General features: G+C 71.3%; 16 protein-coding genes. 10 read left to right on the top strand and 6 right to left on the bottom strand.

The window, feature by feature from the left end; all coding sequences use genetic code 11:
- Nucleotides 1-167: 167 nt before the first annotated feature.
- The 5 genes from V5O40_RS03010 (at nt 168) to V5O40_RS03030 (ending at nt 7,599) form a co-directional block, all read left to right on the top strand.
- Complete coding sequence (locus tag V5O40_RS03010) at nt 168-3,398, top strand: AMP-binding protein (RefSeq protein WP_332904022.1); 3,231 nt, start codon at nt 168-170, stop codon at nt 3,396-3,398.
- Nucleotides 3,399-3,477: 79 nt separating this feature from the next.
- Nucleotides 3,478-4,062: a DUF1579 family protein gene (locus V5O40_RS03015; RefSeq protein WP_332904023.1), complete on the top strand. Its 585-nt coding sequence runs from the start codon at nt 3,478-3,480 to the stop codon at nt 4,060-4,062.
- Between the two features lie 164 nt (nt 4,063-4,226).
- Nucleotides 4,227-5,573 (top strand): lysine N(6)-hydroxylase/L-ornithine N(5)-oxygenase family protein, encoded by a 1,347-nt coding sequence (locus V5O40_RS03020; RefSeq protein WP_332904024.1) that lies wholly within the window; start codon nt 4,227-4,229, stop codon nt 5,571-5,573.
- A 42-nt stretch (nt 5,574-5,615) separates the two neighbouring features.
- Entirely contained in the window at nt 5,616-6,383 is a 768-nt protein-coding gene (locus tag V5O40_RS03025) for a thioesterase II family protein (protein ID WP_332904025.1), read from the top strand.
- Nucleotides 6,367-7,599 carry an acetylornithine transaminase gene (locus V5O40_RS03030; protein WP_332904026.1) on the top strand — a complete coding sequence of 411 codons (1,233 nt, stop codon included), beginning with the start codon at nt 6,367-6,369 and terminating at the stop codon, nt 7,597-7,599. The genes V5O40_RS03025 and V5O40_RS03030 overlap by 17 nt, the downstream gene beginning before the upstream one ends.
- Before the next feature lie 157 nt (nt 7,600-7,756).
- On the opposite strand, the gene V5O40_RS03035 is transcribed toward V5O40_RS03030, so the two are convergent.
- Complete coding sequence (locus V5O40_RS03035) at nt 7,757-8,428, bottom strand: DUF4097 family beta strand repeat-containing protein (protein ID WP_332904027.1); 672 nt, start codon at nt 8,426-8,428, stop codon at nt 7,757-7,759.
- Between the two features lie 223 nt (nt 8,429-8,651).
- Here V5O40_RS03035 and V5O40_RS03040 point away from each other — a divergent pair, with 223 nt between their 5' ends.
- A complete protein-coding gene (locus tag V5O40_RS03040; protein WP_332904028.1) occupies nt 8,652-9,386 on the top strand; it encodes a helix-turn-helix domain-containing protein in 735 nt (244 codons plus the stop codon).
- Nucleotides 9,387-9,456: 70 nt separating this feature from the next.
- Here the strand turns inward: V5O40_RS03040 and V5O40_RS03045 are convergent, their stop codons facing one another.
- Genes V5O40_RS03045 through V5O40_RS03055 form a run of 3 tightly spaced genes read right to left on the bottom strand, consistent with a single transcriptional unit; the run spans nt 9,457 to nt 12,817 of the window.
- Nucleotides 9,457-10,221 (bottom strand): thioesterase II family protein, encoded by a 765-nt coding sequence (locus V5O40_RS03045; protein WP_332904029.1) that lies wholly within the window; start codon nt 10,219-10,221, stop codon nt 9,457-9,459.
- The gene (ccrA, locus tag V5O40_RS03050; RefSeq protein ID WP_332904030.1) at nt 10,218-11,570 is read right to left on the bottom strand and encodes a crotonyl-CoA carboxylase/reductase; all 1,353 of its coding nucleotides are present in this window, start codon (nt 11,568-11,570) and stop codon (nt 10,218-10,220) included. The genes V5O40_RS03045 and ccrA overlap by 4 nt, the downstream gene beginning before the upstream one ends.
- On the bottom strand, nt 11,567-12,817 hold the full coding sequence (locus tag V5O40_RS03055) for a 3-hydroxyacyl-CoA dehydrogenase NAD-binding domain-containing protein (RefSeq protein ID WP_332904031.1): 1,251 nt from the start codon (nt 12,815-12,817) through the stop codon (nt 11,567-11,569). The genes ccrA and V5O40_RS03055 overlap by 4 nt, the downstream gene beginning before the upstream one ends.
- A 395-nt stretch (nt 12,818-13,212) precedes the next feature.
- On the opposite strand from V5O40_RS03055, the gene V5O40_RS03060 reads away from it, so the two are divergent.
- The gene (locus V5O40_RS03060; RefSeq protein ID WP_332904032.1) at nt 13,213-16,449 is read left to right on the top strand and encodes an AfsR/SARP family transcriptional regulator; all 3,237 of its coding nucleotides are present in this window, start codon (nt 13,213-13,215) and stop codon (nt 16,447-16,449) included.
- Nucleotides 16,450-16,660: 211 nt separating this feature from the next.
- On the opposite strand, the gene V5O40_RS03065 is transcribed toward V5O40_RS03060, so the two are convergent.
- Nucleotides 16,661-16,822, bottom strand: coding sequence for a hypothetical protein (locus V5O40_RS03065; protein WP_332904033.1), 162 nt, complete (start codon nt 16,820-16,822; stop codon nt 16,661-16,663).
- Nucleotides 16,823-17,057: 235 nt separating this feature from the next.
- On the opposite strand from V5O40_RS03065, the gene V5O40_RS03070 reads away from it, so the two are divergent.
- From V5O40_RS03070 to V5O40_RS03080, 3 genes are all read left to right on the top strand, one after another.
- Entirely contained in the window at nt 17,058-17,396 is a 339-nt protein-coding gene (locus tag V5O40_RS03070; RefSeq protein ID WP_332904034.1) for a hydroxyisourate hydrolase, read from the top strand.
- Between the two features lie 80 nt (nt 17,397-17,476).
- On the top strand, nt 17,477-19,207 hold the full coding sequence (locus V5O40_RS03075; RefSeq protein WP_332904035.1) for a 2-isopropylmalate synthase: 1,731 nt from the start codon (nt 17,477-17,479) through the stop codon (nt 19,205-19,207).
- Between the two features lie 117 nt (nt 19,208-19,324).
- Entirely contained in the window at nt 19,325-22,087 is a 2,763-nt protein-coding gene (locus V5O40_RS03080) for a helix-turn-helix transcriptional regulator (RefSeq protein ID WP_332904036.1), read from the top strand.
- Nucleotides 22,088-22,173: 86 nt separating this feature from the next.
- On the opposite strand, the gene V5O40_RS03085 is transcribed toward V5O40_RS03080, so the two are convergent.
- Entirely contained in the window at nt 22,174-22,848 is a 675-nt protein-coding gene (locus V5O40_RS03085; RefSeq protein ID WP_332904037.1) for a 4'-phosphopantetheinyl transferase family protein, read from the bottom strand.
- Nucleotides 22,849-22,877 lie beyond the last annotated feature (29 nt).

Raw genomic sequence — 22,877 nt, forward strand, 5'->3', positions numbered from 1 at the left:
GCTCCGTCGCCGATGCATTGTCCCGCCAGCGGGACGAGGCAGGTAAGGGCGGTGAGCGTGCCGCCTCCGCTTTCCAAATGGCTTGTAAAGCTGGATCACCTCACGGAATGTGGGAGGTGGTTGGCGAATTTATTCGATTCCCGCGCTATTGCTGAGGGGTGATTCGTGTGCGCTCGTTCGATGCGTCGCCCGCACACAAGGGACTGTGGCTGGCGGACGGCATGGCGTCCGCCACGCTCAACCACGCGCTGACGATGTGGGACGTGGCGGGTGAGCTGGACGAGACAGCCATCGCGTCCGCGTTCCGGCACGTCCTCGACGAGGCGGAGATCCTTCGGGTCACCTTCGTCGACGACGGCGACGGACTGAGGCTGGTACCCCGGGAGCTGGGCGACTGGCGACCGTTCTTCCTGGACCTCGCGGACACGGACGATCCCGAGGGGGCCGCGCGGGACGCCCTGGCCGAAATGATCAGCAAGCCGTTCGACGTGTCGCGCGACGTGCTGTTCCGGCTGGGCGTGGTCAAGCTCGCCGCCGACCGGTCGTTACTGGTGATCGCCTACCACCACCTCGTCGCCGACGGCTACGGCGCCGGCGGCCTGCTGTCGCGGCGCCTGGCCGAGGTGTACACGGCTCTGGCGCGGGGGCAGGAGATCCCGACGCTGCCGCACCGCTGGGACGTCGAGTCGTTCGCGGCGATCGCCACCGAGTACCTCGCCTCGGACCAGTCCACGGCGGACGCCGAGTTCTGGCGTGACTACCTGAAGGAAGCACCCCCGCCGGCGCAGGTTCCCCGGATCGTCGTCCCCGATGCGCGGCGGGCTGAGCTGGAAACCCCGATGAGCAGCGCGGACAGCTGGGCCGAGGTGGCCGGCGCGATCGGCATGGCCAGCCGGACGCTTACCGTCGCACGAGCCGAGGCCGACGCGTGGGCCGCCGCCGCGGAGTCGATGGGCGTGTGGATGTCGTCCATGCTGACCACGGCCGCGGCGGCGTTCCTGCGGCACCGCTGCGATCTTCCCGAGTTCCTGCTCTCCCTGGCCGCCGGCAACCGGAGCGGACCGGCGGGCACGACCCCCGGGCTGGCCGTCAACGTGGTGCCGGTGCGGGTCCGCGTCCCGATGAGCGTGACCGTCGCCGAGCTGGCCGACGCGATCGTCGAGGAGACCTACGAGATCTCCGGGCACACACAGCGCCACTACTCCGACATCCAACGCGCGATCGCGGTGACTCCCAGCGAACGCGGGAGCTTCGGCGTGGTCATGAACGTCATCGAGTTCGTCGACCAGATCCACTTCGCCGACCACCCGGCGCGCTACTCCGGGGCGACGACCGGGAGCTTCAACGAGCTCTCGATCGGCGTGTACCGCGACGGAACCCCCGACAGCGACCTGTTCATCCGGCTGGACGCGGCCGCGAGCCTGTACTCGCGGGCGGAGCTGCGCCTGATCGGCGAGGACCTGATCGCGTTCATCCGGGCCGTGGTCGCCACCGGCGCACAGCCGATCGGCGCGTTGGACGTGGCCGGCGACACCGAGCGGGACCGGATGCTGACGGCACCGGAGGAGTCGACGGCCTCGGCTCCGACGATTCCGGAGCTGTTCGCGCGACGGGTGGCGCGGGATCCCGACGCGGTCGCCCTCGTGACCGGCGACTCGTCGATCTCCTACCGGCAACTGGACGAGCGATCCGGTCGGCTGGCCGCGGCGCTGCGTGGTCGCGGCATCGGACCCGAGACGGTCGTGGCGGTGGCGATGCCCCGATCGGTGGACCTGGTCGTCGCGCTCCTGGGCGTGGTTCGGGCGGGTGCCGCCTACCTGCCGGTCGACCCGGGCCTGCCGGCCGACCAGCTCCGCTCGCAGCTCGACACGTCCGACGCGGGCATGCTGCTCGTCGACGCCGCGCCGGCCGACCGGCTGCGGGCCGATTCGACGGTGCCGGTGGTGATGTGCCACGACCTCGAGGCGGCCGCCACCGATGGCGCCGAGCCGGCCCGGGCACCCGCCGACGGCGCGGTCGCCGTGCTGTACGGCTGCGCCTCGGCCGACCCGGACACCGGCGTCGTGGTCACCCAGCGGAACCTGGCCCGCTTCGTCCTGGACCGACACTGGCCACGCGACAGCCGCGACACGGTCCTGTGGCACACGTCGCCCGCCTCCGACGCACTCGCGCTCGAACTGTGGCTGCCCCTGCTCACCGGCGGCCGGGTCGTCGTGGCCGAGCAGACCGGGCTGGACGGCGACGGGCTCACCGCGATCCGGTCGGCACACCAGATTTCCGTCGTCTGGCTGAGCGCGCGGCTGTTCTCCGCCGTCGCCGCCGAACGCCCCGACGCCCTGGCGGGACTCAGCCAGGTGTGGATCCCGGCCGACCAGGTGACCGCGACCGCCATGCAGCGGGTCCGCGCGGCCTGTCCGGGGCTGTCGATCGTCAACGGTCATGGTCCGGTCGGCGCCACCGCCCTGGTCCGGGCGCGCGGCGCGGCGACCGACGAGCAGCGGCCCGCTGCCGCCGCCGGACTGACCGATGGCGTGGCCCGCTACGTGCTGGGCCCCGGGCTGACACCGGTGCCGGACGGCGTGGTCGGTGAGCTGTACGTGGCCGGCCCGGCCGTCGCGCGCGGCTACGCCCGGCGCCCCGGGCACACCGCACAACGGTTCGTGGCCTGTCCGTTCGGGCCGCCGGGCGGGCGCATGTACCGCACCGGGGACCGAGCCCGGTGGGGTGCCGACGGCCGGTTGGAGTACGTGGGCCGGGCCGGTGGTCAGGCGAGTCTCGGCGGCGCCCGGGTCGACACCGGTCACCTCGAGGAGGTGCTCGCCGAGCATCCCCGGCTCGCGCAGTCGTTCGTGGACGTCGGTGCCGATCCCGCCGGCCAGCAGCGCCTGGTGGCGTACGTGGTCCCGCTGCCCGCCCGCGACACGACGGGTGCCGGCGCCCTCGACCCCGGCAGCGAGGCCTTCCACGAGGAGCTGAGCCGGTTCGTCGCCGGGCGGGTGCCCGAGTCCCTGGTGCCCTCGGCCTTCGTGGTGCTGGACCGGCTGCCGGTCACGGCCGGCGGCCGGGTGGACCGGAACCGGCTACCGGTGCCCGAGTTCCGCGACGGTTCGTACCGGGCGCCGCGCAACCACACCGAGCAGGTCCTGGCGAAGCTCTTCGCCGACGTTCTCGAACTGGACCGGATCGGGATCGACGAGGACTTCTTCGATCTCGGGGGCAACTCACTGCGGGCGATCAGACTCGTCGGGCTGATCCGCGCGGAGCTGCACCTGGAAGTTTCCATCCGCACGTTGTTCGCCGCGCGCACCGTCGCCGGCCTGTCCCAGCGTTGGGAGAACCTCAACAAGTCGAGCAGGCCCGCGCTGCGCCGGCGGACGAAAGGCGGAGCAATCGTCTGAGCGGGCAGCCGCTCGCTCAGCCGGATCACATCCCAGCGACATCGACATGTCGATGGCGCGAAAGTATAGGAGGACGTGGATGTCAATGAGGATTTCTCCGACAACAGCGGCCGTCACCGGCGTGGCGCTGCTCGCCGCGGCGGTGCTGAGCCCGGCCGTCGCCCAGGCCACCGAGTCGTTCGGCTCGTCGGCTCAGGGGGTGGCGCCGACCTCCGCGCTCCAGCCGCTGAAGAAGCTGAAAGGTAAGTGGACCTGCACCGGGACGACGACCCTGCCGGACGGCAGCCAGTTGGCGTTCGACACCCAGTCGACCGCCAAGTTCATCCTCGACGGCAACTTCATGCGGTGGCAGGAGACGAACACCATCGACGGCACGCCGATCGCCTCGGCCGAGTACATCTGGGGTTGGGACGCCCAGCAGGGCCTCTTCACGGCGGACCGCTTCGACAACTCCGGTCAGCGCGGCGCGCAGACGACCCCCGGGTGGGTCGACAACACGCTCACCTCGACCGGCGTGCTGATCCAGCCGGACGGCACCTCGCTGCCGCTGACCACGACGATCACCAAGACCGCCAAGGACGCCTTCACGGTGCAGGCGACGATCAGCCTGGGGGCGGAGCCGGGCGCAGCCAGCGTGCTGTCCGAGTCGTCCTGCGTCCGGTGACGAGCGTGTCGTCACCGGTCAACGGTTGCAACCAGGTACCGGGTTCCGCGCACTGAACCGGGGATCCCCGGCGGGCGATCGCTCGCCGGGGATCCCGCAGAGCCACTATTGCCGGCCGACATACGAACAGCGCGTCGTGCGGCCATGCCAGCGGGAGAGTATTCATGACGAATCGTGAACATGAGATCTACGACGTGGTCGGCATCGGGTTCGGACCGTCCAACCTGTCGCTTTCCATCGCCCTGGAAGAGCGCGCACTGGACGAGCCGGAACGTGCGCTCAGCAATCACTTCTTCGAGCGTCAGCCGCGATTCGGCTGGCACCGCGACATGTTGCTGCCCTCGGCGACCATGCAGATCTCCTTCCTCAAGGACCTGGTGACCTTCCGCAATCCGACGTCGAGCTTCAGCTTCATCTCCTTCCTGCACGCGGCGGGACGGCTTCCGCAGTTCGTCAACAACCAGGACTTCTTCCCGACCCGTCAGGAGTTCCACCAGTACCTCGAGTGGGCGCAGTCCCGGGTGGCCGGCCGCGTCTCGTACGGCTCCGCGGTGACCTCGCTCCGCCTGGTCCCGGTCGACCCCACGGGGCAACCGGACCGGCTGCGGCTGACCGTGGCGGACGTCGCCGGTCAGATCAGCCGCGTGGTCGAGGCCCGCAACGTGGTGATCTCGACGGGCCTGGTGCCGAAGATGCTCGACGGGGTCACGAGTGACGATCGGGTCTGGCACAGCTCCGAGTTCCTGCAGAAGTTCCGCCGCATGGACCCGCGCGAGCTGCGCCGGGTGGCGGTGGTCGGGGCGGGCCAGAGCGCCGCCGAGATCACCAGATTCCTGTACGACGAACTCCCGCACGCCCAGGTTTCGGCGATCATCCCGTCCTACGGCTACTCCATCGCAGACGCCACGCCGTTCGCGAACCAGATCTTCGATCCCCGGGCCGTCGACCACTACTACTTCGGCTCCGACCAGACGCGCGAGGCGTTCTGGCGGTACCACCGCAACACCAACTACGCGGTGGTCGACGACGAGGTGATCCGGGATCTCTACCGCAGGGCGTACGACGACGAGGTGCGCGGCGTCGACCGGCTCCACTTCCTCAACCTGACCAGGGTGGACGCGGTGAAGCGCTCGGGCGCCGAGACCCGCGTCCTTCTCCGGGGTGGCCCCGCCGGCGAGAAGGACGAGCTCGAGGTGGACGCGCTGGTCTGCGCGACCGGCTACGACTCGATGGAGCCCACCGGGCTGCTCTGCGCGCTCGACGAGCACTGTCTGCGTGACGAGACTGGTCGGCTCCGGATGGAACGTGACTACCGCGTCGCCACCACCCCGGACGTGCCCTGCGGCATCTACCTGCAGGGCGGCACCGAGCACACCCACGGCCTCAGTTCCTCGCTGCTGTCGAACATCGCCGTACGCAGCGGCGAGATCGTCGACTCGATCCTCGCCCGGAGTGCCGGACGAAACGACAAGCGCTCCATGTACGCCAGGGCCGCGGGCGGAGTCCGTTGATCGTCGCGTGCGGCCGCCGCGACCTGGAGAGGAGACGGTGTGATGAGAACCCTGACGAAGGACCGGTGGCTACGCCGCTTCCACGACGGCGAGGGGTGTACGACGAAGCTCGTCTGTTTTCCCCATGCCGGCGGCTGGGCGAGCGCGTACCGCACCTGGCCGGCGAGCCTGCCGACGGACGTCGGCGTGCTCGGCATCCGGTACCCGGGCCGGGAGGACCGCCTCACCGAGCCGTTCCCGTCCAGTATCGAGGCTCTGGCCGACGACGTGACCGACGTGCTCGACGGGCTGGCCGGGCAGCGGATCGTGCTGTTCGGGCACAGCATGGGCGCGTCGGTGGCGCACGAGGTGGCGGTGCGCCTGCACCGGCGGGGTCGTCCTCCGGCCGCGCTGTGCGTGTCGGCCCGGCTTCCTCCTGCGGCGCTGGTCGACCAGCCACGGATGAGATACACCGATGACGAGATCATCGCCGAGATCGTCCGCCACGACGCGAGCCGTACCGAGGTCTTCGCCGACCTGGAACTGCGGGAGTTCGCGTTGCCCGCCATCCGCGCGGACCTGGAGCTGGTCAACGACTATCGCGGCGGGCGTCGGCCGCCGCTCGACTGCCCGGTGTTCGGGTACCTGGGTGAGCAGGACTCCGCGATCAGCCCGGAGAAGATGCGGGGGTGGGCGGACGTCACGCGCGGTCCCTTCCAGCTCCGGCTGTTTCCCGGTGGGCATTTCTATCTCCGGGACGAGGAGAGCAGGCTGCTGACCGACATGGCGCGGATCTGGGCGCCGGGAGGCCGTGATGGCGATCCGCGTTGACGGCGGTGGCCGCAGAGCACTTACCGAACGTTGGTCGCGTACGACGGTGAGCAGTTACGGCACCCCGGGTCTGGCCCTGGTCAGGGGCAGTGGCGCGGTGGTGACCGACGACGCCGGCCGGGAGTACCTCGACCTGATGGGCGGCGCCGCGACGAACGTGCTGGGGCATGCCCACCCGGCCGTCGTGAACGCGGTGTCCAGGCAGGCCGCGACGCTCGGCCACGTGTCCAGCCGGGACGTGGCCGAGCCGACCGTCCTGCTCGGCGAACTGCTGCTGGCCCTGACCGGGCCGGGGCGGGTGGTGTTCACCGACTCGGGTGCCGAGGCGAACGAGACGGCGTTCCAGGTCGCGCGCCTCACCGGACGGTCCGAGGTGGTCGCGACGACCGGTGCCTTCCACGGCCGGACCATGGGGACGCTCGCGTTCACCGGCCAGCCGGGCCGGGCGCATCCGTTCCGGACGCTGCCGGACGCCGTCACCCATGTCCCGTTCGGTGACGTCGAGGCACTGCGTGGCGCGGTCAGCGAGACCACGGCGATGGTGATCCTGGAGGCGATTCAGGGCGAGAACGGCGTGCTGGTGCCGCCGCCCGGCTACCTCGCGGCGGCTCGCACGATCTGTACGGCGACCGGGGCGTTGCTGGTGCTGGACGAGGTGCACACCGCCCTCGGCCGCACCGGGTACTGGTTCCACCACCAGAGCGAGGGGATCGCGCCGGACTTCGTCACCCTGGCGCAGGGCCTCGGTGGCGGCCTGCCGCTCGGGGCCTGCCTGGCGTTCGGGACAGCGGCCGACCTGCTGGCCACCGGTGCCCACGGGACCACGGTGGGTGGCAGCCCGCTCAGCTGCGCGGCGGGGTTGGCGGTGATCCGCACGATTGCCGGCATGGGCCTGCTCGACCACGTCAAGCGGGTCGGCGACCGGCTGCGTGCCGGCATCGAGGCGGTCGCGCACCCGCTGATCGCCGGGGTGCGTGGTGCCGGGCTGCTGCTCGGCATCGCGCTCACCGAACCGGTCGCCGTGCCGGTGACCGACTGGCTGCGGACGGCCGGCTTCCTGGTCGACGCCGTTCAGCCCGCCGTGATCCGGCTCGCCCCGCCCCTGGTGCTCACCGCGGCTCAGGCCGACGCCTTCGTCGACGCGCTAGCGCGGGCACTTGTCGCCGACCCGGGGCCGAGACCACCGGCGCGGTTGCTGGTGCCCGAGGCGGCCTGAGCGGCACGACGTTCCCTGGCCGGACACCACCGACGGGCGGCGTACGCCGACGGTGGTGTCGGCGCACGCCGCCCGGGCGGGGGAGTGGGAAGCAGAGTGGCGGTGGTGCGGGTGGTGGCTTGCTCGTCACCGCCGGGTCGGCCGTGGCCGGCGACCCCTACAGGCTGCGGGCGGCGATGTCGCCGTAGGAGGTGGTCGCGTGGATGTTCAGGCCGGCGGCGGCGCCGTCGGTGTTGCGGAGCTCGTTGCGGACCCGGCCGTACGTGGTGCCGGCGTCCAGGGTGGCCGAGCTGTCGCGGGCGGCGCCGATCGTGATGTTGCCCTGCTCGGTGCGCAGGGTGACGGTGCCGGCGACGGCCTCGGCGACGGTCAGGTTGCCCCGCTGGGTGCTGATCTGCGCGGGGCCGCCGAGACGGCCGATGGTGATGTCGCCCGACTGCAGGGTCAGCCGGGCCTGCGCGGTCTCGTCGAGCTTCACCGCGCCCTCGGCGCCGTCGAAGGTGACGTCGCCGAGGCGGCCGACGCCACGGAACTCGACGCTGGCGGCCTCCGCCTCGACCCGTGAGCCGGCGGGCAGCTGCACCGTCACCTCGACGGACCCGGACGAGCCGAGGATCCGCCGCGCCGGCTCCGCCGCCTGGACGCGCAGGACACCGTCGTCGAAGGTGACCACGACGCGCTCGGCCGCGGTCACGTCGCGGGACTTGCCGGCGTCGGAAGGCAGGATCTCCACGGTCGTGTCGGTGCGGTCGGCGGCAATGATCTGGATGCGTCCCGCGGGGATGTCGAGCACGGCCGAGATGGCGGCGGGGGTGTCGAACCTCTGCATCATGACTCCTCCTGGCTGATGTTTCCGATGCAGGAAACACTACGTTGCTTTCAATGAGATGGCAACAACTACGTTGCAAACGAGATGCGTATGGCCAGCTCAAGGCGGTTATTTCGTTGCAATGGCACGCCGTTCAATGCAACGCTGTCTACCGGGTCCGTTGCAATGGCGGGCAAGTGAACGCTATGCTCGGGGCCGGTGCGGATCACGGAAGGAGGCCATGATGCCGGGAGGTAGGCTCACTCAACCCGAGCGCCAGCAGATCGCCCTCGGGTTGGCCGACGGCCTCGCCTACGCGGCGATCGCCCGGCGTCTCAACCGGCCGACCTCGACGATCACCCGCGAGGTGATGCGCAACGGCGGTCCCACCGCCTACCGCGCCGACCTCGCTCACCATGCCACCGAGCGACGCGTCCGGCGCCGCCGGAGGACCACCTCCGGGCGTGCCGACACCCCGCCGCAGGCGCACGGTCGTGACGCCGAGGCCGTTCAGGAGTACGAGGAGACCTTCGCCACGGTCTTCATGCAGTCGGGGCTGCCCCGGATGACGGCCCGGACGCTGGCCTGCCTCTACACGACCGACACCGGCAGCCTCAGCGCCTCGGAGCTGGTCGGCCGCCTGCGGGTGAGTCCGGCGTCGGTCTCCAAGGCGGTCGCCTTTCTCGACAGCCAGGGCCTGGTCCGCCGGGAACGTGACGAACGGCGTCGCGAACGCTACGTCGTCGACGACGACGTGCTGTACGAGTCGGTGATGGCCAGCGCCCGAGCCACCGCCCACCTCGGCGAGATCGCCCGGCAGGGTGTGGGTGTCCTCGGCCGTGGCACCCCGGCCGCCACCCGGCTGGAGAACATCGCCCGCTTCGTCGACTTCGTCTCGGAGAGCATCGCCCGCGCCGCGGGTCAGGCCCGCGAGATCCTGCACACGAAGCTCGAGACCGACCGGGGCGACGCCTCCTGATCGTGGTGGTTTCCGGCCCACCCGGCGGTGCACGGCCCGTTCCCGACCCACCCGGCGCATTCCGGTGGCTTCAGCGGGGAGCGCTCGGCACCGCGACGAGCCGGCGCTCGATCTCGGACACGACCGCGTCCCGGTGGGTGGCCAGGAAGAAGTGCCGGCCCGGGAAGGTCAGACACTCGAAGCCGCCGAGGGTGTGCCCTTGCCAGGCGGCCGCTTCGGCGGCGCTTACCACCGGGTCGTCGCGGCCGGTGAGCACCGTGATCGGGCAGTGCAGCGGCGGGCCGGCCGTGACCGGGTAGGTCTCCACGGCGCGGTAGTCGGTCCGCAGCGCGGGCAGCGCCATGGTGCGCACGTCGGGATCGTTGAGCGCCTCGGCGACGCCGGCGTCGCCGTCGAGTTCCTGCACGTGGGCAACCAGCCGGTCGTCGCTGAGCCGATGGACCGCCTCCGGCCGGCTCGTCGACGGGGCCCGCCGGCCGGAGGCGAACAGGTGTGTCGGCTGGTGGCCGGCCTGTTCCAGCAGCCGCGCGGTCTCGTAACCCACGAGCGCGCCCATGCTGTGCCCGAACAGCGCGACCGGTCGCGGGCCGAAGGCGGCCAGCTGCTCGGCCACCGCCGCGGCGAGCGCCGCCACGCTGTCGACCTGCGGCTCGTCGTGGCGGTCCTGGCGGCCTGGGTACTGCACGGCCACCAGGTCGACCGAGCGGGACAGGGCTGCCGAGAACGGGTAGAAGAAGCTGGCCGAGCCACCGGCGTGGGCCAGACAGGCGAGGGTGACGCCGGCGTCCGGCCCGCGGTGGTACCGCCGGATCCAGCGCGGATCGGGACCGTTCATGCCGCACACCCGGCCGGCGGCCGGAACCGGTTGATCGCCGTCAGGTGCCGCTGCCGCAGCTCGGGGTCCTCGACGCCGCCGCCCTCGGCGGTTGCCAGGCAGAGCACGCCGACCTTGCCCTGGTGCCGGTTGCGGTGCAGGTCGTCGACGGCCTGACCGACGTCGTCGAGGGGATAGGTGACGGACAGCGTCGGGTGGATCCGGCCCCGCACGACGAGCCGGTTGGCCTGCCATGCCTCGCGGTAGTTGGCGAAGTGCGTCCCGACGATCCGCTTGAGACTCATCCACAGATGGCGGTTGTCGAACTGGTGCTCGTACCCGCTGGTGGAGGCACAGGTGACCACGGTGCCGCCACGGCGGGCGACATAGACGGACGCGCCGAACGTCTCGCGCCCGGGGTGCTCGAAGACGATGTCGACGTCGTCTCCTCCGGTCAGCTCCCGGATACGCTGGCCGAACCGGCGCCACTCGCGCGGGTCCTGGGTGGTCTCGTCGCGCCAGAACCGGTAGGCCTCGGCCTCCCGGTCGATGACCGCCTCGGCACCCATGCGCCGGCACACCTCAGCCTTCTCGGGGCTGGAGACCACGCATATCGGAGTGGCACCGCCGCACAGCGCGTACTGCACGGCGAACGAGCCCAGCCCGCCGGCCGCGCCCCAGATCAGCACGTTGTCGCCGAGGCGCATGCCCGCGCCGTGCGGTGACACCAACTGCCGATAGACGGTGGAGTTGACCAGCCCGGGCGACGCGGCCTCCTCCCAGGTCAGGTGCGTCGCCTTCGGCATGAGTTGGTTCGCGTTCACCAGCGCCAGGTCGGCGAGCCCACCGAAGTTCGTCTCGTACCCCCAGATGCGCTGTTCCGGGTCCAGCATGCTGTCGTCGTGGCCGTCCGGGTGCTGTAGCTGCACCGACAGGCAGTGCGCGACCACGCGATCACCCGGGCGCCAACGCTGCACCCCCGGCCCGGTGCGCAGGACGACGCCGGCGAGGTCGGAGCCGATCACGTGGTACGGCTGGGCGTGCCGGGCGGCGAGATCACCGGTACGGGCGTAACGGCGCAGGAAGCTGAAGGTGGGCACCGGTGCGAACAGGGCGCTCCACACGGTGTTGTAGTTGACCGCGCTCGCCATCACGGCGATCAGCGCCTCACCGGGCCCTGGCTCCGGGGTCGGCACGTCGCGCACGTGCAACGCCTTGGCCGGTTCGCGCTCGGCGAGCGGGATGTCGTCGAACATGTGCTGGTCCTCTTCGAGCAGCACGGCTCCTCGGTAGTACTCCGGTACCGGTATGGCGGCCACCGCCGCGGCGTCGGGCGCGGCCACGACCGCCGCGCCGAAGTTCGCGTTCATCGGACACCTCCTGTGGCGACGGCGTTGCCGGCCATCGCCGTCTGTCGTGGCCGGGTTCGAGGGATCTCGCTCAGGAAGCCGGTGCCGGTCTTGCGACCCAGCCGCCCGGCGGCGACCAGCGCGGACAGGGCCGGCGCGGGGGCGAAGCAGGGCTCGCCGAATTCGTCGTGGAGCCGGCGCAGAATGGCCAGCGACACGTCGAGTCCGATGGTGTCGAGCAGCGCGAACGGGCCCATCGGGTAGCCGAACTCGGCGCGGATGGTGGCGTCGAGCTCCTCGGCCCGCACCTCGCCGCGCTCCAGCGCGGTGATGGCGCGGTTGAGATAGCCGAACAGCAGGTAGTTGACGATGAATCCGCACCGGTCGGCGCTGTGCACGGCGACCTTGCCCAGGCGCCGCACCAGGGCGTGCGCCGTCGCCACCGTCTGCGCCGAGGTGGTCGCGGTGGCGGCGATCTCGACCAGCCGCATCGCCGGCGCCGGGTTGAAGAAGTGCAGACCGAGCACGTCGGCGGGACGGCCGGCGGCGGCCGCGCACGCGGCGACGGACAGGCTCGAGGTGGTGGTGGCGAGCACCGTGTCGGTCGGGCAGGCGGCGGCCAGGGTGGCGAACACCCGCCGCTTGATGTCGGCGTCCTCGGCCACCGCCTCGACGACGACGTCGCAACCGGCGAGTGCGGCCTGGTCGGCCGAGGTGGTCAGGCACTCCTCGGCGGTCATCCGGGTCGGCTCGTCGAGGCGGCCGCGCGACACCGCGGTGGTGAGCGAGCGGCCGATCTGCGCACGGGCCAGGGCGGCCCGCTCGTCGGTCCGGGCCACCACCGTGGTGTGCAGGCCGGCGACGGCGCCGACCTGCGCGATGCCGCGTGCCATGGTGCCCGACCCGACGACGCCGAGTCGGCGCAGTGGACGCGGGTCACCCGACGCAGCGGAGTCCCGCGGGGCGCCGGTCTGGCCGGTGTCCGGTCGGTCGTAGTCGTAGAAGCCCCGGCCGACGCGGCGGCCCAGCCGACCGTCGCAAGCCATCCGGATGAGAATCGCCGCGGGCCGCACCCCGGCGTCGTCGAGCATGGCGATGGCGACGTCGATGCCGATGTCGTCGAGGTGAGCGAGTGGACCCTGCGGCAGGCCGCAGCCGAGGCGCATGGCGGTGTCGACGTCGTCGCGGGTCACATGGCCCGCACCGTGGTGAGCGGCGGCGCGGTTGAGATACTCCACCACGAGAGCTGTCGCCGTTTGATCCTGCATGCCCGCTACGCTAAGAGCGGGTCTGATGCCGGCGGCACCCCTTTTCTCCGCCTGCCGGAAAATCCGGGGCTGCTAAGGGTTTGGCGATGTCCATTCGGGTCGACCGTCGCGAATCACCGAGCGGCGCTGCGCTCCGTCACCGGGCCCACACAGCAGGTCGTTGCACAATCGATTGAACGGACAGTCCTGATTGGACGAAGTGTTCTGGTTATCGGGTAGCGGCGGCCATGGATGCGTTCGTAATCTCAATGTGACACACGGTCGAGGGGTGCATTGTGGTGTGGTCACCGAAATTGGGGCAGATATGCTGATTAGCAGGGCAGGCGTCGACAAGTCGTGAGTATGGCTACCCCATCGGGACGAATACGTCACGGTGGCGCAGGGTAGGCGGGCCGATGGAATTCCGGGTACTCGGCCCGCTGGAAGCGGTCGACGACGACGGGGGTCGCGTCGACCTGGGGGGTCATCGCCAGCAGATCGTCCTCGCCAGCCTTGCCCTGGAACCGCGCCGGGTGATCTCGGTCGGGCGACTGGTGACCGCGGTCTACGGCGAGCGGCTGCCCAACAGCGCCCGTGCCCAGGTGCAGATCTGTGTGTCCGCGCTCCGCCGGCTGCTGGCGGCCAACGGGCGCCCGGAGGCGATCACCACCCGGCACCAGGGGTACGCCCTGGAGGTGCCCGACGACGCTGTCGATCTGCAACGGTACGAGTCGTTGCTCACCCGGGCGGGCGCGACCGTCGACAAGGACGAGGCGGTGCGGCTCTACCGCGAGGCGCTGCGCATGTGGCGTGGCGCGCCGCTGGAGGGCCTGGACAGTGAGCCGTTGCGCGCGGCCGCCGACCGACTCGTCGAGCGCCGGCTGGCCGCCGTCGAGGAGTGCATCGACTTCGAGCTCGCCCTGGGTCGACACGATGACGTGATCGCCGAGCTGACCGGGCTGGTGGCCGCCCATCCGCTGCGCGAACGGCTGCGCGGGCAGCTGATGCTCGCGCTCTACCGGTCCGGCCGGCAGGCCGAGGCGCTGGAGTGCTACCGCTCGGCCCGCCGGATTCTGATCGAGGACCTCGGCCTGGAGCCCAGCGAGCGGTTGCAGCGGTTGGAACGCTCGATCCTCGGCTCCGACATCGGGCTCAGCGCGCCGCTGCCCCCGGCGAGGATCGGGATCGGGCTGCCCGTCGCGGCCGAGCCGGTGGTGAACCCGCCGCCGGTCGCCATCGTCGAGCAGGCGGCGCCCGACGGCGTCGGCCCGCCCCCGCCGGCCGCCGACGGCCCGATCCTGCCGGCCGCCGGCGTCGATCCGATCCTGCCGGTCACCGGCGTCGATCCGATCCTGCCGGTCGCCGGCGTCGGCCCGATCCTGCCGGTCGCCGGCGCCGGCGTGCCCCTGCCGGCCACCGGTGGCGGCCCGAGCCTGCTGCCCACCGACATCGCGGACTTCACCGGTCGCACCGAACAGGTCCAGGAGATCCAGGAACGCCTCGCCGAGGCCGCGGAGAATCCAGCTCAGTTGGCGGTGCCGATCGTCGTGGTCGCCGGCAAGCCCGGCATCGGCAAGACCTCGCTGTGCGTACACGTCGCGCACCGGCTCGCCTGGCGCTATCCGGACGGCCAACTCTTCGCCGACCTGCACGGCGGTGCGTCCCGGCAGGCCAGTCCGACCCAGGTGCTGGAACGCTTCCTGCGCGGCCTCGGCGTGCCGGGCAATGCGATCCCGGACGAGCTGGAGGAGCGCGCGGAGATGTACCGCGACCTGCTGGCCGACCGGCGTATCCTGGTCGTGCTGGACAACGCCGGCAGCGAGACGCAACTGCTGCCGCTGCTGCCCGGCAACCCCAGCTCCGCGGTGCTGGTCACCAGCCGGCGGCGCCTGGCCGGGCTCCCGGGCGCGGTGCACATCGAGGTGGATGTCTTCGACTCGGTCCAGTCGATCGCGCTGCTGTCGCGGATAGCCGGGGGCGACCGGGTGCAGGCCGAGGCGGACGCGGCGGCCGAATTGGCCGAGCTGTGCGGGCAGCTGCCGCTGGCGTTGCGGATCGCCGGCGCGCGGCTGTCGGCGCGCCCGCACTGGACGGTGGAGCAGCTCGCCAGCCGTCTGGAGAACGAGTCCCGCCGACTCGACGAGCTCAAGCACGGTGCCCTGGGGATCCGGGTGAGCATCTCGCTCACCTACGACAACCTGGCCGACGAGGCCCGCCGGCTGTTCCGCCGGCTGGCCCTGCTCGATTTCCCGGCCTTCGGTGGCTGGGTCAGCGCCGCGCTGCTCGACCAGCCGCTGGCCGACGCGCAGGACCTGCTCGATGAGCTGGTCGACGCGCAGCTGGTCGAGATCACCGGCACCGAGGGGGGTCTGCGCGCCCAGTACCGGCTCCACGATCTCATCCGGGTGTTCGCCCGGGAACGGCTGGCCGTGGAGGAGGGCGCCACCGACCGCAGCGCGGCACTGTCACGGGTGCTCGGCGCGCTGCTCTTCCTCGCCGAGCAGGCGCACGAGCGGTTGCACGGTTGCGACACCCGGCAGGTGCACAGCCGGGCCGAGCGGTGGACGTTCACCCCGGAGGTGGTGGCGCGGGTCATCCGTGATCCGCTGGGCTGGTTGGAGCGTGAGCGCCTGAACCTGGTCGCCGCCGTGCGCCAGACGGTCAAGGTCGGCCTGGTCGAGCTGTGCTGGGACCTCGCGTTCACGTCGGTGACCCTGTTCGAGTCACGGATCTATCTCGACGACTGGCGAGAGACCCACCGGGTGGCCCTGGCGGCGTGCCGATCCGTGGGCGATCAGCGCGGTGAGGCGGTGATGCTGTACTCCACCGGCTCGCTGGGCGTCGTCGAGAAGCGCTTCACCGACGCGCGGGAGAACCTGGAGCAGTCCGAGCTGCTGTTCAAACAGCTCGGTGCCGAGCACGGGGTCGCCCTGGTCAGCCGTCAACTGGCCTACCTGGATCGGATCGCCAGCGACTTCGACAACGCGACGCGTCGCTACGAGAGTGCGCTGCACGTGCTGCTCGCCGCCGGTGATCTGACCGCGGCGGCGTACGTGCTGAACAGCATGGCGCAGACCGCGCTGGAACGCGGCAACCCGGAGGAGGCCAAGCGGATGTTGCCGCGCGCGCTGGAGCTGAGCCGACAGGCCGGCAGCCGGCGCGTCGAGGCGCAGGTGCTGCATCGGCTCGCCGACGCGCACCTGAGCGCCGGGGACCATGCGGCGGCCGTGTCGGCGTTCGACGAGACCCTGACCGTGGTGCGCGACCTGGGTGATCCGATCGGCCAGGCCTACGCGCTGCACGGACTGGGCCTGGCCCACCTGTGCTCCGGCGACCACGATCAGGCTGGCCGCGCGCTCACCGAAGCGCGGGGGTTGGCGGCCAGCACCGGCGAGCGGATGATCGAGGCGCGGGTCGAACGCAGCCTGGGCGAGTTGGACCTGGCGGTCGGAAAGGCGCCGCAGGCGGTGGTGCACCTGCACCGGGCCCTCAGCCTGTTCCGCAGCATCCAGGCACCGAGGTTCGAGGCGCGGGTGCTGGTGATGCTCGGCGAGGCGTACGCCGCCGCCGGTGGTGGCGACCAGCCGTACGCCGAGCCGGCGGAGAGCGAGGCGGCCGCCGCGCCGGCTCACCGCGAGATGACCGCGACGTAGCCGCTGCCGCCGCGCGGTCGGGACCGGGCGACTGGTCACCGGCGGTGTCGGCCGGTCCGCTCGGCGGGGCATGGTGGTTCCGCTAGCGACCCGGAATCGCATGAAGACGGTGTGCGGGCGATAAGCCTGCACACCGTCTTTCTGCAATATGGCGGGTCGTACGGCAGTACGGATCCGTTGCTGTGAGGCATTCCGTCCGGTGCGGCGTCGATCAGGTCCAGGGCCAGTTGTCCAGCGTGGTCGAGTTCACGGTCGTCTCGCCGGCGGAGAGCGTGGCGTCGGCTTGTGCGGCGGAGGCGCCGGCCAGGGCGAGCCCGATACCGAACAAACCGGCGACAATGGCCTTGGCGATGTGAGCAGCAGTCGAACGCATGGTTAATCCTCGTTTCTTAGCGGATTACCGGCTGCCTTGAGAGCGGTGCGGCAGCGGTTCTGGAAACGAAGTTATGGCCCCGGCCCATTGACGCACTATTGAACTTCTTTTCTGCCTCCAATGCTCGGCCACAGCCGCGACGATAGGCATTCGAATGCACGGCGATAGCAGCCCACTCGATGATCGCGGAAACCAGGCGCCCGCGCAGTCGCGGGCTGAACAGGAGCAAAAGTCGATGAAGGTCACTGCGCAGGCCCTTGATGTGGTATACGGCCGACCCGCTGCCGGAGTTCCGGCACGGCTGGAACGGCGTACGCCCAGAGGCTGGGAGCCGGTGGCCGGCACGGCGACCGGCGACGCCGGCCACATCCTCGACTGGACGGACGGTCGACTGGTCAAGGGTGACTACCGCGTCGTCTTCGACAGTGGCTCCTATTTCGCCAATCTCGGAGTCAGCACCACCTACCCCGAGATCGCGGTTGTCGTCGGGCTCCTCGACGACACGGACGCCTGTGAGATCCAGGTGCTGCTGGCGCCGTACTCGTGCTCGATGTTTCTCGGTGCTCGCAGCTGACATCGACGGGCGCGCCGCGCGCGCCGTCGTGCTGAACGCGCCGCGACCACCACGCCGCGGCGATGATCAAGGAGGACAGCATGCATTCCTTTCACAATGCGGTGAAGCGCTACCGGCCGACCGTCCATGAGCCGCTGCCGGACCGCACCTGGCCGGATCGGGTCATCGCCGCGGCCCCCCGCTGGCTCTCGACCGACCTTCGCGACGGCAACCAGTCGCTGGTCAACCCGATGGACCCGGCCCGGAAGCTGAGCATGTTCCGGTTGCTGGTGACGATGGGTTACCGGGAGATCGAGGTCGGCTTCCCGTCGGCGAGCAGGGACGACCACGACTTCCTGCGGCTGCTCATCGAGAAGGACCTGATCCCCGACGACGTACGGATCACCGTGCTGGTCCAGGCGCGCGACGACCTGATCCGGCGCACCGTGCAGAGCCTGGTCGGCGCGCCCCGCGCCACCGTGCACCTCTACAACGCGACCTCGCCGCTGTTCCGCCGGATGGTGCTCGGCGTCGACCGGGACGGGTGCCGGCAGCTCGCCGTGCACGGCACGCAGCTGATGATCAAGTACGCCGAGGAGAGCCTCGCCGACTGCGATCTGGGCTACCAGTACTCGCCCGAGCTGTTCAACGACACCGAGGCGGACTTCTCCCTGGAGGTCTGCGAGGCGGTGATGGACGTGTGGCAGCCGGAGCCCGGCCGGCCGATCGTCCTGAACTTCCCGACCACCGTCGAACGCACCATGCCCAACGTCTTCGCCGACCGGATCGAGTGGATGGACCGGCATCTGAGCCGGCGCGAGCACCTGTGCCTGTCGGTGCATCCGCACAACGACCGGGGTACCGGGGTAGCCACCGCGGAGATGGCCGTGCTCGCCGGTGCCGAGCGCATCGAGGGCTGCCTGTTCGGCAACGGCGAGCGGGCCGGCAACGTCGACCTGGTGACGCTGGGGCTGAACCTGTTCAGCCAGGGTGTCGACCCGGGCATCGACTTCTCCGGTCTGGACCGGATCCGGCGCACCGCCGAACGGTGCACCGAGCTACCGGTGCACCCCCGGCACCCGTACGCCGGGGACCTGGCCTACACCGCCTTCTCCGGCTCCCACCAGGACGCCATCAACAAGGGCTTCGCCGAGCAGAGCCGGGTCGCGGCCGAGCAGGGCGTCCCGGTGGACGACGTCGCCTGGGAGATTCCCTATCTGCCGATCGACCCGCAGGACGTGGGTCGCGCCTACGAGAGTGTGGTGCGGATCAACAGCCAGTCCGGCAAGGGCGGGGTGGCGTACGTGTTGAGTTCCCGGCTCGGGCTGCATCCGCCGCGTGAGCTGCAGCTGGAGTTCGCCGGCCTGGTGCAGTCCTACGCCGATGCCGAGGGCGGCGAGATCGACCCCGAGCGGGTGTGCGCCCTGTTCCGCGACGAGTACGTGTCCGGGTCGCTGATGGTGGTGCCGGTGGCGACGGCCCGTCCGGTGTCCGCCTATCTGCACATCGACGGTGCCGCGTTCACCGTCGGTGGGCAACGCACCGACGAGCTGGAGCGGATCGGGCGGTCGTTGGCCCGCTGGGGCGTCGAGGTGCGGGCGGTGCACCGTACCGGCACCGGGCTGGCCGACTCGACCGGCCTGGTCGTCTACGCGGAGCTGCGGGTGGGCGAGGAGACCCTGTGGGGCGCCGGCATCGAGGCCGACCTGCCGGCGGCGGTGTCGGCCGCGGTGCGCTCGGCGGTGGCCCGGGTCGGTCGGACCCCGCTGGCGTCGCCGCCGACGCAGGACCAGGCGCCGGCGGTCGCACCGCGCTACGCCCGGGTCGGGTGAGCACCATCGACGGATGGCGCGGCGATAGGGACACGACAGCGGCCGTCCGTAGCGTCTGGAGTACCGGCCGATCCCATGTGAGCGAGCCGGAGCTGCGATCGTATCGAAAGGATGATCATGAAGTTGGTCGAGCGCGCGGACGCGATCGCCACGCTGGACGGCCTCCTTGCCTCGGCCGTCGCCGGCAAAGGACGGATCGCCGTGATAGCGGGCGCGGTAGCGTCCGGCAAAACCGAGTTGTTGAACACCTACGCCGACCGGGCGGTGGACCGCGACGCCCTGGCGATCACCGCGATCGGCGCGGACGCCGAGCGTGACCTGCCGCTCGGTGTGCTCACCCAGTTGCTGCTCGACGCGCCGCTGGTGCCCGAGGAGCAGCGGCGCGCGATGAACCTGCTGTACGAAGGGGTCCGCGCCGACGACTGCGACAACCAGATCGACCCGCAGATCGTGCACGCCCTCTGCACGATCCTGTTGGAACTGTCCCACCGCTATCCGCTGATCATCGCGGTCGACGACATCGACCGCGCCGACCGGTTGTCGATCGTCTGCCTGTCCTACCTGGCCCGGCGGGCGCGCTTCGCGCCGCTGCTGCTGCTGTTCACCCAAACCGAGCAGGGTCGCCGGGACGACGTCGCATTCGACACCGAGGCGTTCTGGCGGCCGCCGCACGGCTCCCGGATCGTCCTGTCGGCCCTGTCGGCCGACGCGATGCGCGAACTGGCGGCCAGCTACGTCGGCGAAGCCGACGCCGAGCGGCTGGCACCGGCCTGGCAGCAGCTCAGCGGTGGCAACCCGCTGCTGCTGCGTGGCCTGCTCGACGATCACCGGGAGGCGTCGGCCGCCGGCGCCGGGGTCGGCGGCGAACCGGTGACCGGGGAGAACTTCGCTCGGGCGGTGGTCTCCTGCCTGCACCGCACCAGCGCCCGGGTGCTGCGGGTGGCCCAGGGGCTGGCGGTCTGCGGCGATCTCGCGCTGCTCGAACAGTTGGTCCCGGACGACGGCGGGCAGATCGGCCCGGCGGTACGCACGCTGACCACGATGGGCCTGCTGTCGGGTGCGGACTTCCGGCATCCGGCCGCTCGCGCGGCGGTGCTGGCCGACATCGACGAGCTGGACCGCGCCGACCTGTTCAGCCGGGCCGCGGTGCTCGCTCATCGCGGTGGCGCGTCCAGCGCGGTGGTGGCCGAGCACCTGGTCGGCGCCGGCGACGTCAACGAGGCGTGGGCCGTACCGGTGCTCGAAGACGCGGCCCGGCAGTCGTTGCGGGAGGGCCAGGTGGCGGCGGCGGTGCGCTACCTGCAACTCGCGCTGGGCGCCTGCACCGACAGCCAGCGGCGCGCCCGGATCACCGCCGCCCTGGTCCGCGCCGAGTGGCGGATCAACCCGAGCGCGCCGACCGGGTACCTGCCCGAGCTGGCCGCCGCCCTGCGTGGCGGGCACCTGCGCGGGGTAGACGCGCTGGTGCTCACCAAGGCGTTGCTCTGGCACGGCCAGTTCACCGAAGCCCGGGAGGCGTTCGAGCTGATCAGCGCGCACAGCGGCAAGGCCGACGCGGAGACGCTCGCCGAGTTGGTCATCACCCGGCCGCTGATGCTGGCGACGTATCCGTCCTTCCGGCCGCTGCTGCACCCGGGCATCCAGCCGCCGGTGGCGATGCCGACGGTGTCGGCCAGTCATCGGCTGTCGGCGGCCACCGCGCTGGCCGGGGTGCTCAGCGACGGCCCGTCGGAGCGGGCGATCGCGGTGGCCGAACGGATTCTGCGCAACTCGCGCCTGGACGAGATGAGCCTGGACACCGTGGAGAGTGCGTTGCTGGCGCTCACCTACGGTGGCTGCCCGGCCAGCGCCGCGGTGTGGTGCGACGCGTTCGTCGACGAGGCACGGATGCGGCGCTCGCCGAGCCGGCAGGCGCGGCTGGCGGCCATCCGCGCGGAGATCTCGATGCGCCTGGGCGACCTGACCGGGGCGCGGCGGTACGCCACCGACGCGCTGACGGTGATGCCGTCGAGCAGTTGGGGCGTCGCGGTCGGTGGTCCGCTGGCTGTTCTGATCATGGCGACCACCGCGATCGGTGACATCGGTGCCGTCCGCGACCACCTGGATCAGCCGGTGCCGGAGGAGATGTTCCAGACCCGGTTCGGACTGCACTACCTGTACGCCCGGGGCCGGTACAGTCTCGCCGTCGGTGAGCTGCCGCTGGCGTTGCGCGACTTCAGGCTCTGCGGCCAGTTGGCCGCGCAGTGGGGAATGGACACCCCCGGCCTGGTGCCGTGGCGGGTCGACGCGGCCGAGACGTTGCTGCGGATGAACGCGCCGGAGCAGGCCCAGCAGCTGGTCGAGGACCAGCTGAAGCGCTGCGGCGACGGCCAGCCGCGGGTGCGCGCGATGGCCCTGCGCCTCTACGCCGCCTGCGGTGAGCTCCGGCACCGGCCGATGTTCCTGCGCCAGGCCGCCGACCTGCACAACGGCGGTGACGACTACGAGCTGGCCCGCACCCTGGTCGACCTGACCGAGGCGTTCCAGACGCTCGGCGAGTCGCGGCGGGTCCGCCTCATCGCCCGGCGGGCGCGTGCCACGGCCGAGAAGGCGGGGGCGCTACCGCTGCTCCAGGCGCTCAGCCTGGAGTCCGGCTGGGACGAGGGGGACACCCCGGATGCGATCAACCCGGTCGTGGCGGTGGCGGTACTGAGCGAGGCCGAGCATCGCGTCGCCGCCCTGGCGGCGGCCGGTTACAGCAACCGGGAGATCTCCGCGAAGCTGTTCATCACGATCAGCACGGTCGAGCAGCATCTGACCCGTACGTACCGCAAGTTGAACGTCGCCCGCCGTGGCGACCTGCCGGCGAGTCTGAGCCCGGACTACTCCGCCAGCGTCTGAGCGACCGGCACGGTAGAGGCAGCAGGCCGCACCCGACGGGTGCGGCCTGCTGCCGTGCTCTCGGAGCGTTCGGCTGGACCGGCGGCTCAGACGACGGCCAGGGCGGGTGCCACCACCGCGATGGCCGTCACGACCAGCCCGTGCCGGGCCAGCCAGCGGCCGTTGAAGCCGGTGAGCCGGCGCCCGTGCAACTGCGCCCCCGTCACCAGTATCCGGGCCTCGAAGGTGCCGGCCAGCGGGTCGAAGGTGATGTCGGCGTCCTCGAAGTCCAGCCAGCGCCCGGTCAGCGGGAACCAGGCCTTGTAGACGGACTCCTTGGCGCTGAACAGCAACCGGTCCCAGCACACGTCGGGATGGTCGCGCCGCAGCAGGACGATCCGGTCCCGTTCCTGCGGCAGCGACACGGCCGGCAGGACGTCGTCGAGCAGCGGTGCGTTCGGCTCGGCGTCGATGCCGATGGTGGTGATGACCTCGGTTTCGGCGAGCACCGCGGCGCGGTAGCCGTCGCAGTGCGTGATGCTGCCGATCAGGCCGGCCGGCCAGCGCGGTTCGCCGCGCGGCCCAGGCGGTACCGACGCCGGTGCGCGTCCGAGGCGGGCCATCGCCTGCCGGGCGCACCAGCGGCCGGTGGTGAACTCGCGCCGCCGTTTGTCGACCGCGACGCGGACGACCCTTTCCTCGTCCGGAAAGAGAAACGGGTCGGGCGCCTCGGTGAAGGTGTCGACGGCGACGGTGCCGGCCGGGAGAATCGCCTCGATCATGGCACGCTCCGAACCGGTGACTGTTTCTC

Origin of the sequence: Micromonospora palythoicola (genome assembly GCF_036689795.1) — a bacterium.
Lineage (GTDB): Bacteria > Actinomycetota > Actinomycetes > Mycobacteriales > Micromonosporaceae > Micromonospora > Micromonospora palythoicola.

Excerpts from the sequence above, each read along its gene's own strand:
- V5O40_RS03065 (WP_332904033.1), bottom strand. The coding sequence starts at position 16,822 with ATGCGTTCGACTGCTGCTCACATCGCCAAGGCCATTGTCGCCGGTTTG.
- V5O40_RS03085 (WP_332904037.1), bottom strand. The coding sequence starts at position 22,848 with ATGATCGAGGCGATTCTCCCGGCCGGCACCGTCGCCGTCGACACCTTC.
- V5O40_RS03045 (WP_332904029.1), bottom strand. The coding sequence starts at position 10,221 with ATGAACGGTCCCGATCCGCGCTGGATCCGGCGGTACCACCGCGGGCCG.
- V5O40_RS03080 (WP_332904036.1), top strand. The coding sequence starts at position 19,325 with ATGAAGTTGGTCGAGCGCGCGGACGCGATCGCCACGCTGGACGGCCTC.
- V5O40_RS03055 (WP_332904031.1), bottom strand. The coding sequence starts at position 12,817 with ATGCAGGATCAAACGGCGACAGCTCTCGTGGTGGAGTATCTCAACCGC.
- V5O40_RS03015 (WP_332904023.1), top strand. The coding sequence starts at position 3,478 with ATGTCAATGAGGATTTCTCCGACAACAGCGGCCGTCACCGGCGTGGCG.
- V5O40_RS03030 (WP_332904026.1), top strand. The coding sequence starts at position 6,367 with ATGGCGATCCGCGTTGACGGCGGTGGCCGCAGAGCACTTACCGAACGT.
- ccrA (WP_332904030.1), bottom strand. The coding sequence starts at position 11,570 with ATGAACGCGAACTTCGGCGCGGCGGTCGTGGCCGCGCCCGACGCCGCG.
- V5O40_RS03060 (WP_332904032.1), top strand. The coding sequence starts at position 13,213 with ATGGAATTCCGGGTACTCGGCCCGCTGGAAGCGGTCGACGACGACGGG.
- V5O40_RS03025 (WP_332904025.1), top strand. The coding sequence starts at position 5,616 with ATGAGAACCCTGACGAAGGACCGGTGGCTACGCCGCTTCCACGACGGC.
- V5O40_RS03070 (WP_332904034.1), top strand. The coding sequence starts at position 17,058 with ATGAAGGTCACTGCGCAGGCCCTTGATGTGGTATACGGCCGACCCGCT.
- V5O40_RS03075 (WP_332904035.1), top strand. The coding sequence starts at position 17,477 with ATGCATTCCTTTCACAATGCGGTGAAGCGCTACCGGCCGACCGTCCAT.
- V5O40_RS03020 (WP_332904024.1), top strand. The coding sequence starts at position 4,227 with ATGACGAATCGTGAACATGAGATCTACGACGTGGTCGGCATCGGGTTC.
- V5O40_RS03040 (WP_332904028.1), top strand. The coding sequence starts at position 8,652 with ATGCCGGGAGGTAGGCTCACTCAACCCGAGCGCCAGCAGATCGCCCTC.
- V5O40_RS03035 (WP_332904027.1), bottom strand. The coding sequence starts at position 8,428 with ATGCAGAGGTTCGACACCCCCGCCGCCATCTCGGCCGTGCTCGACATC.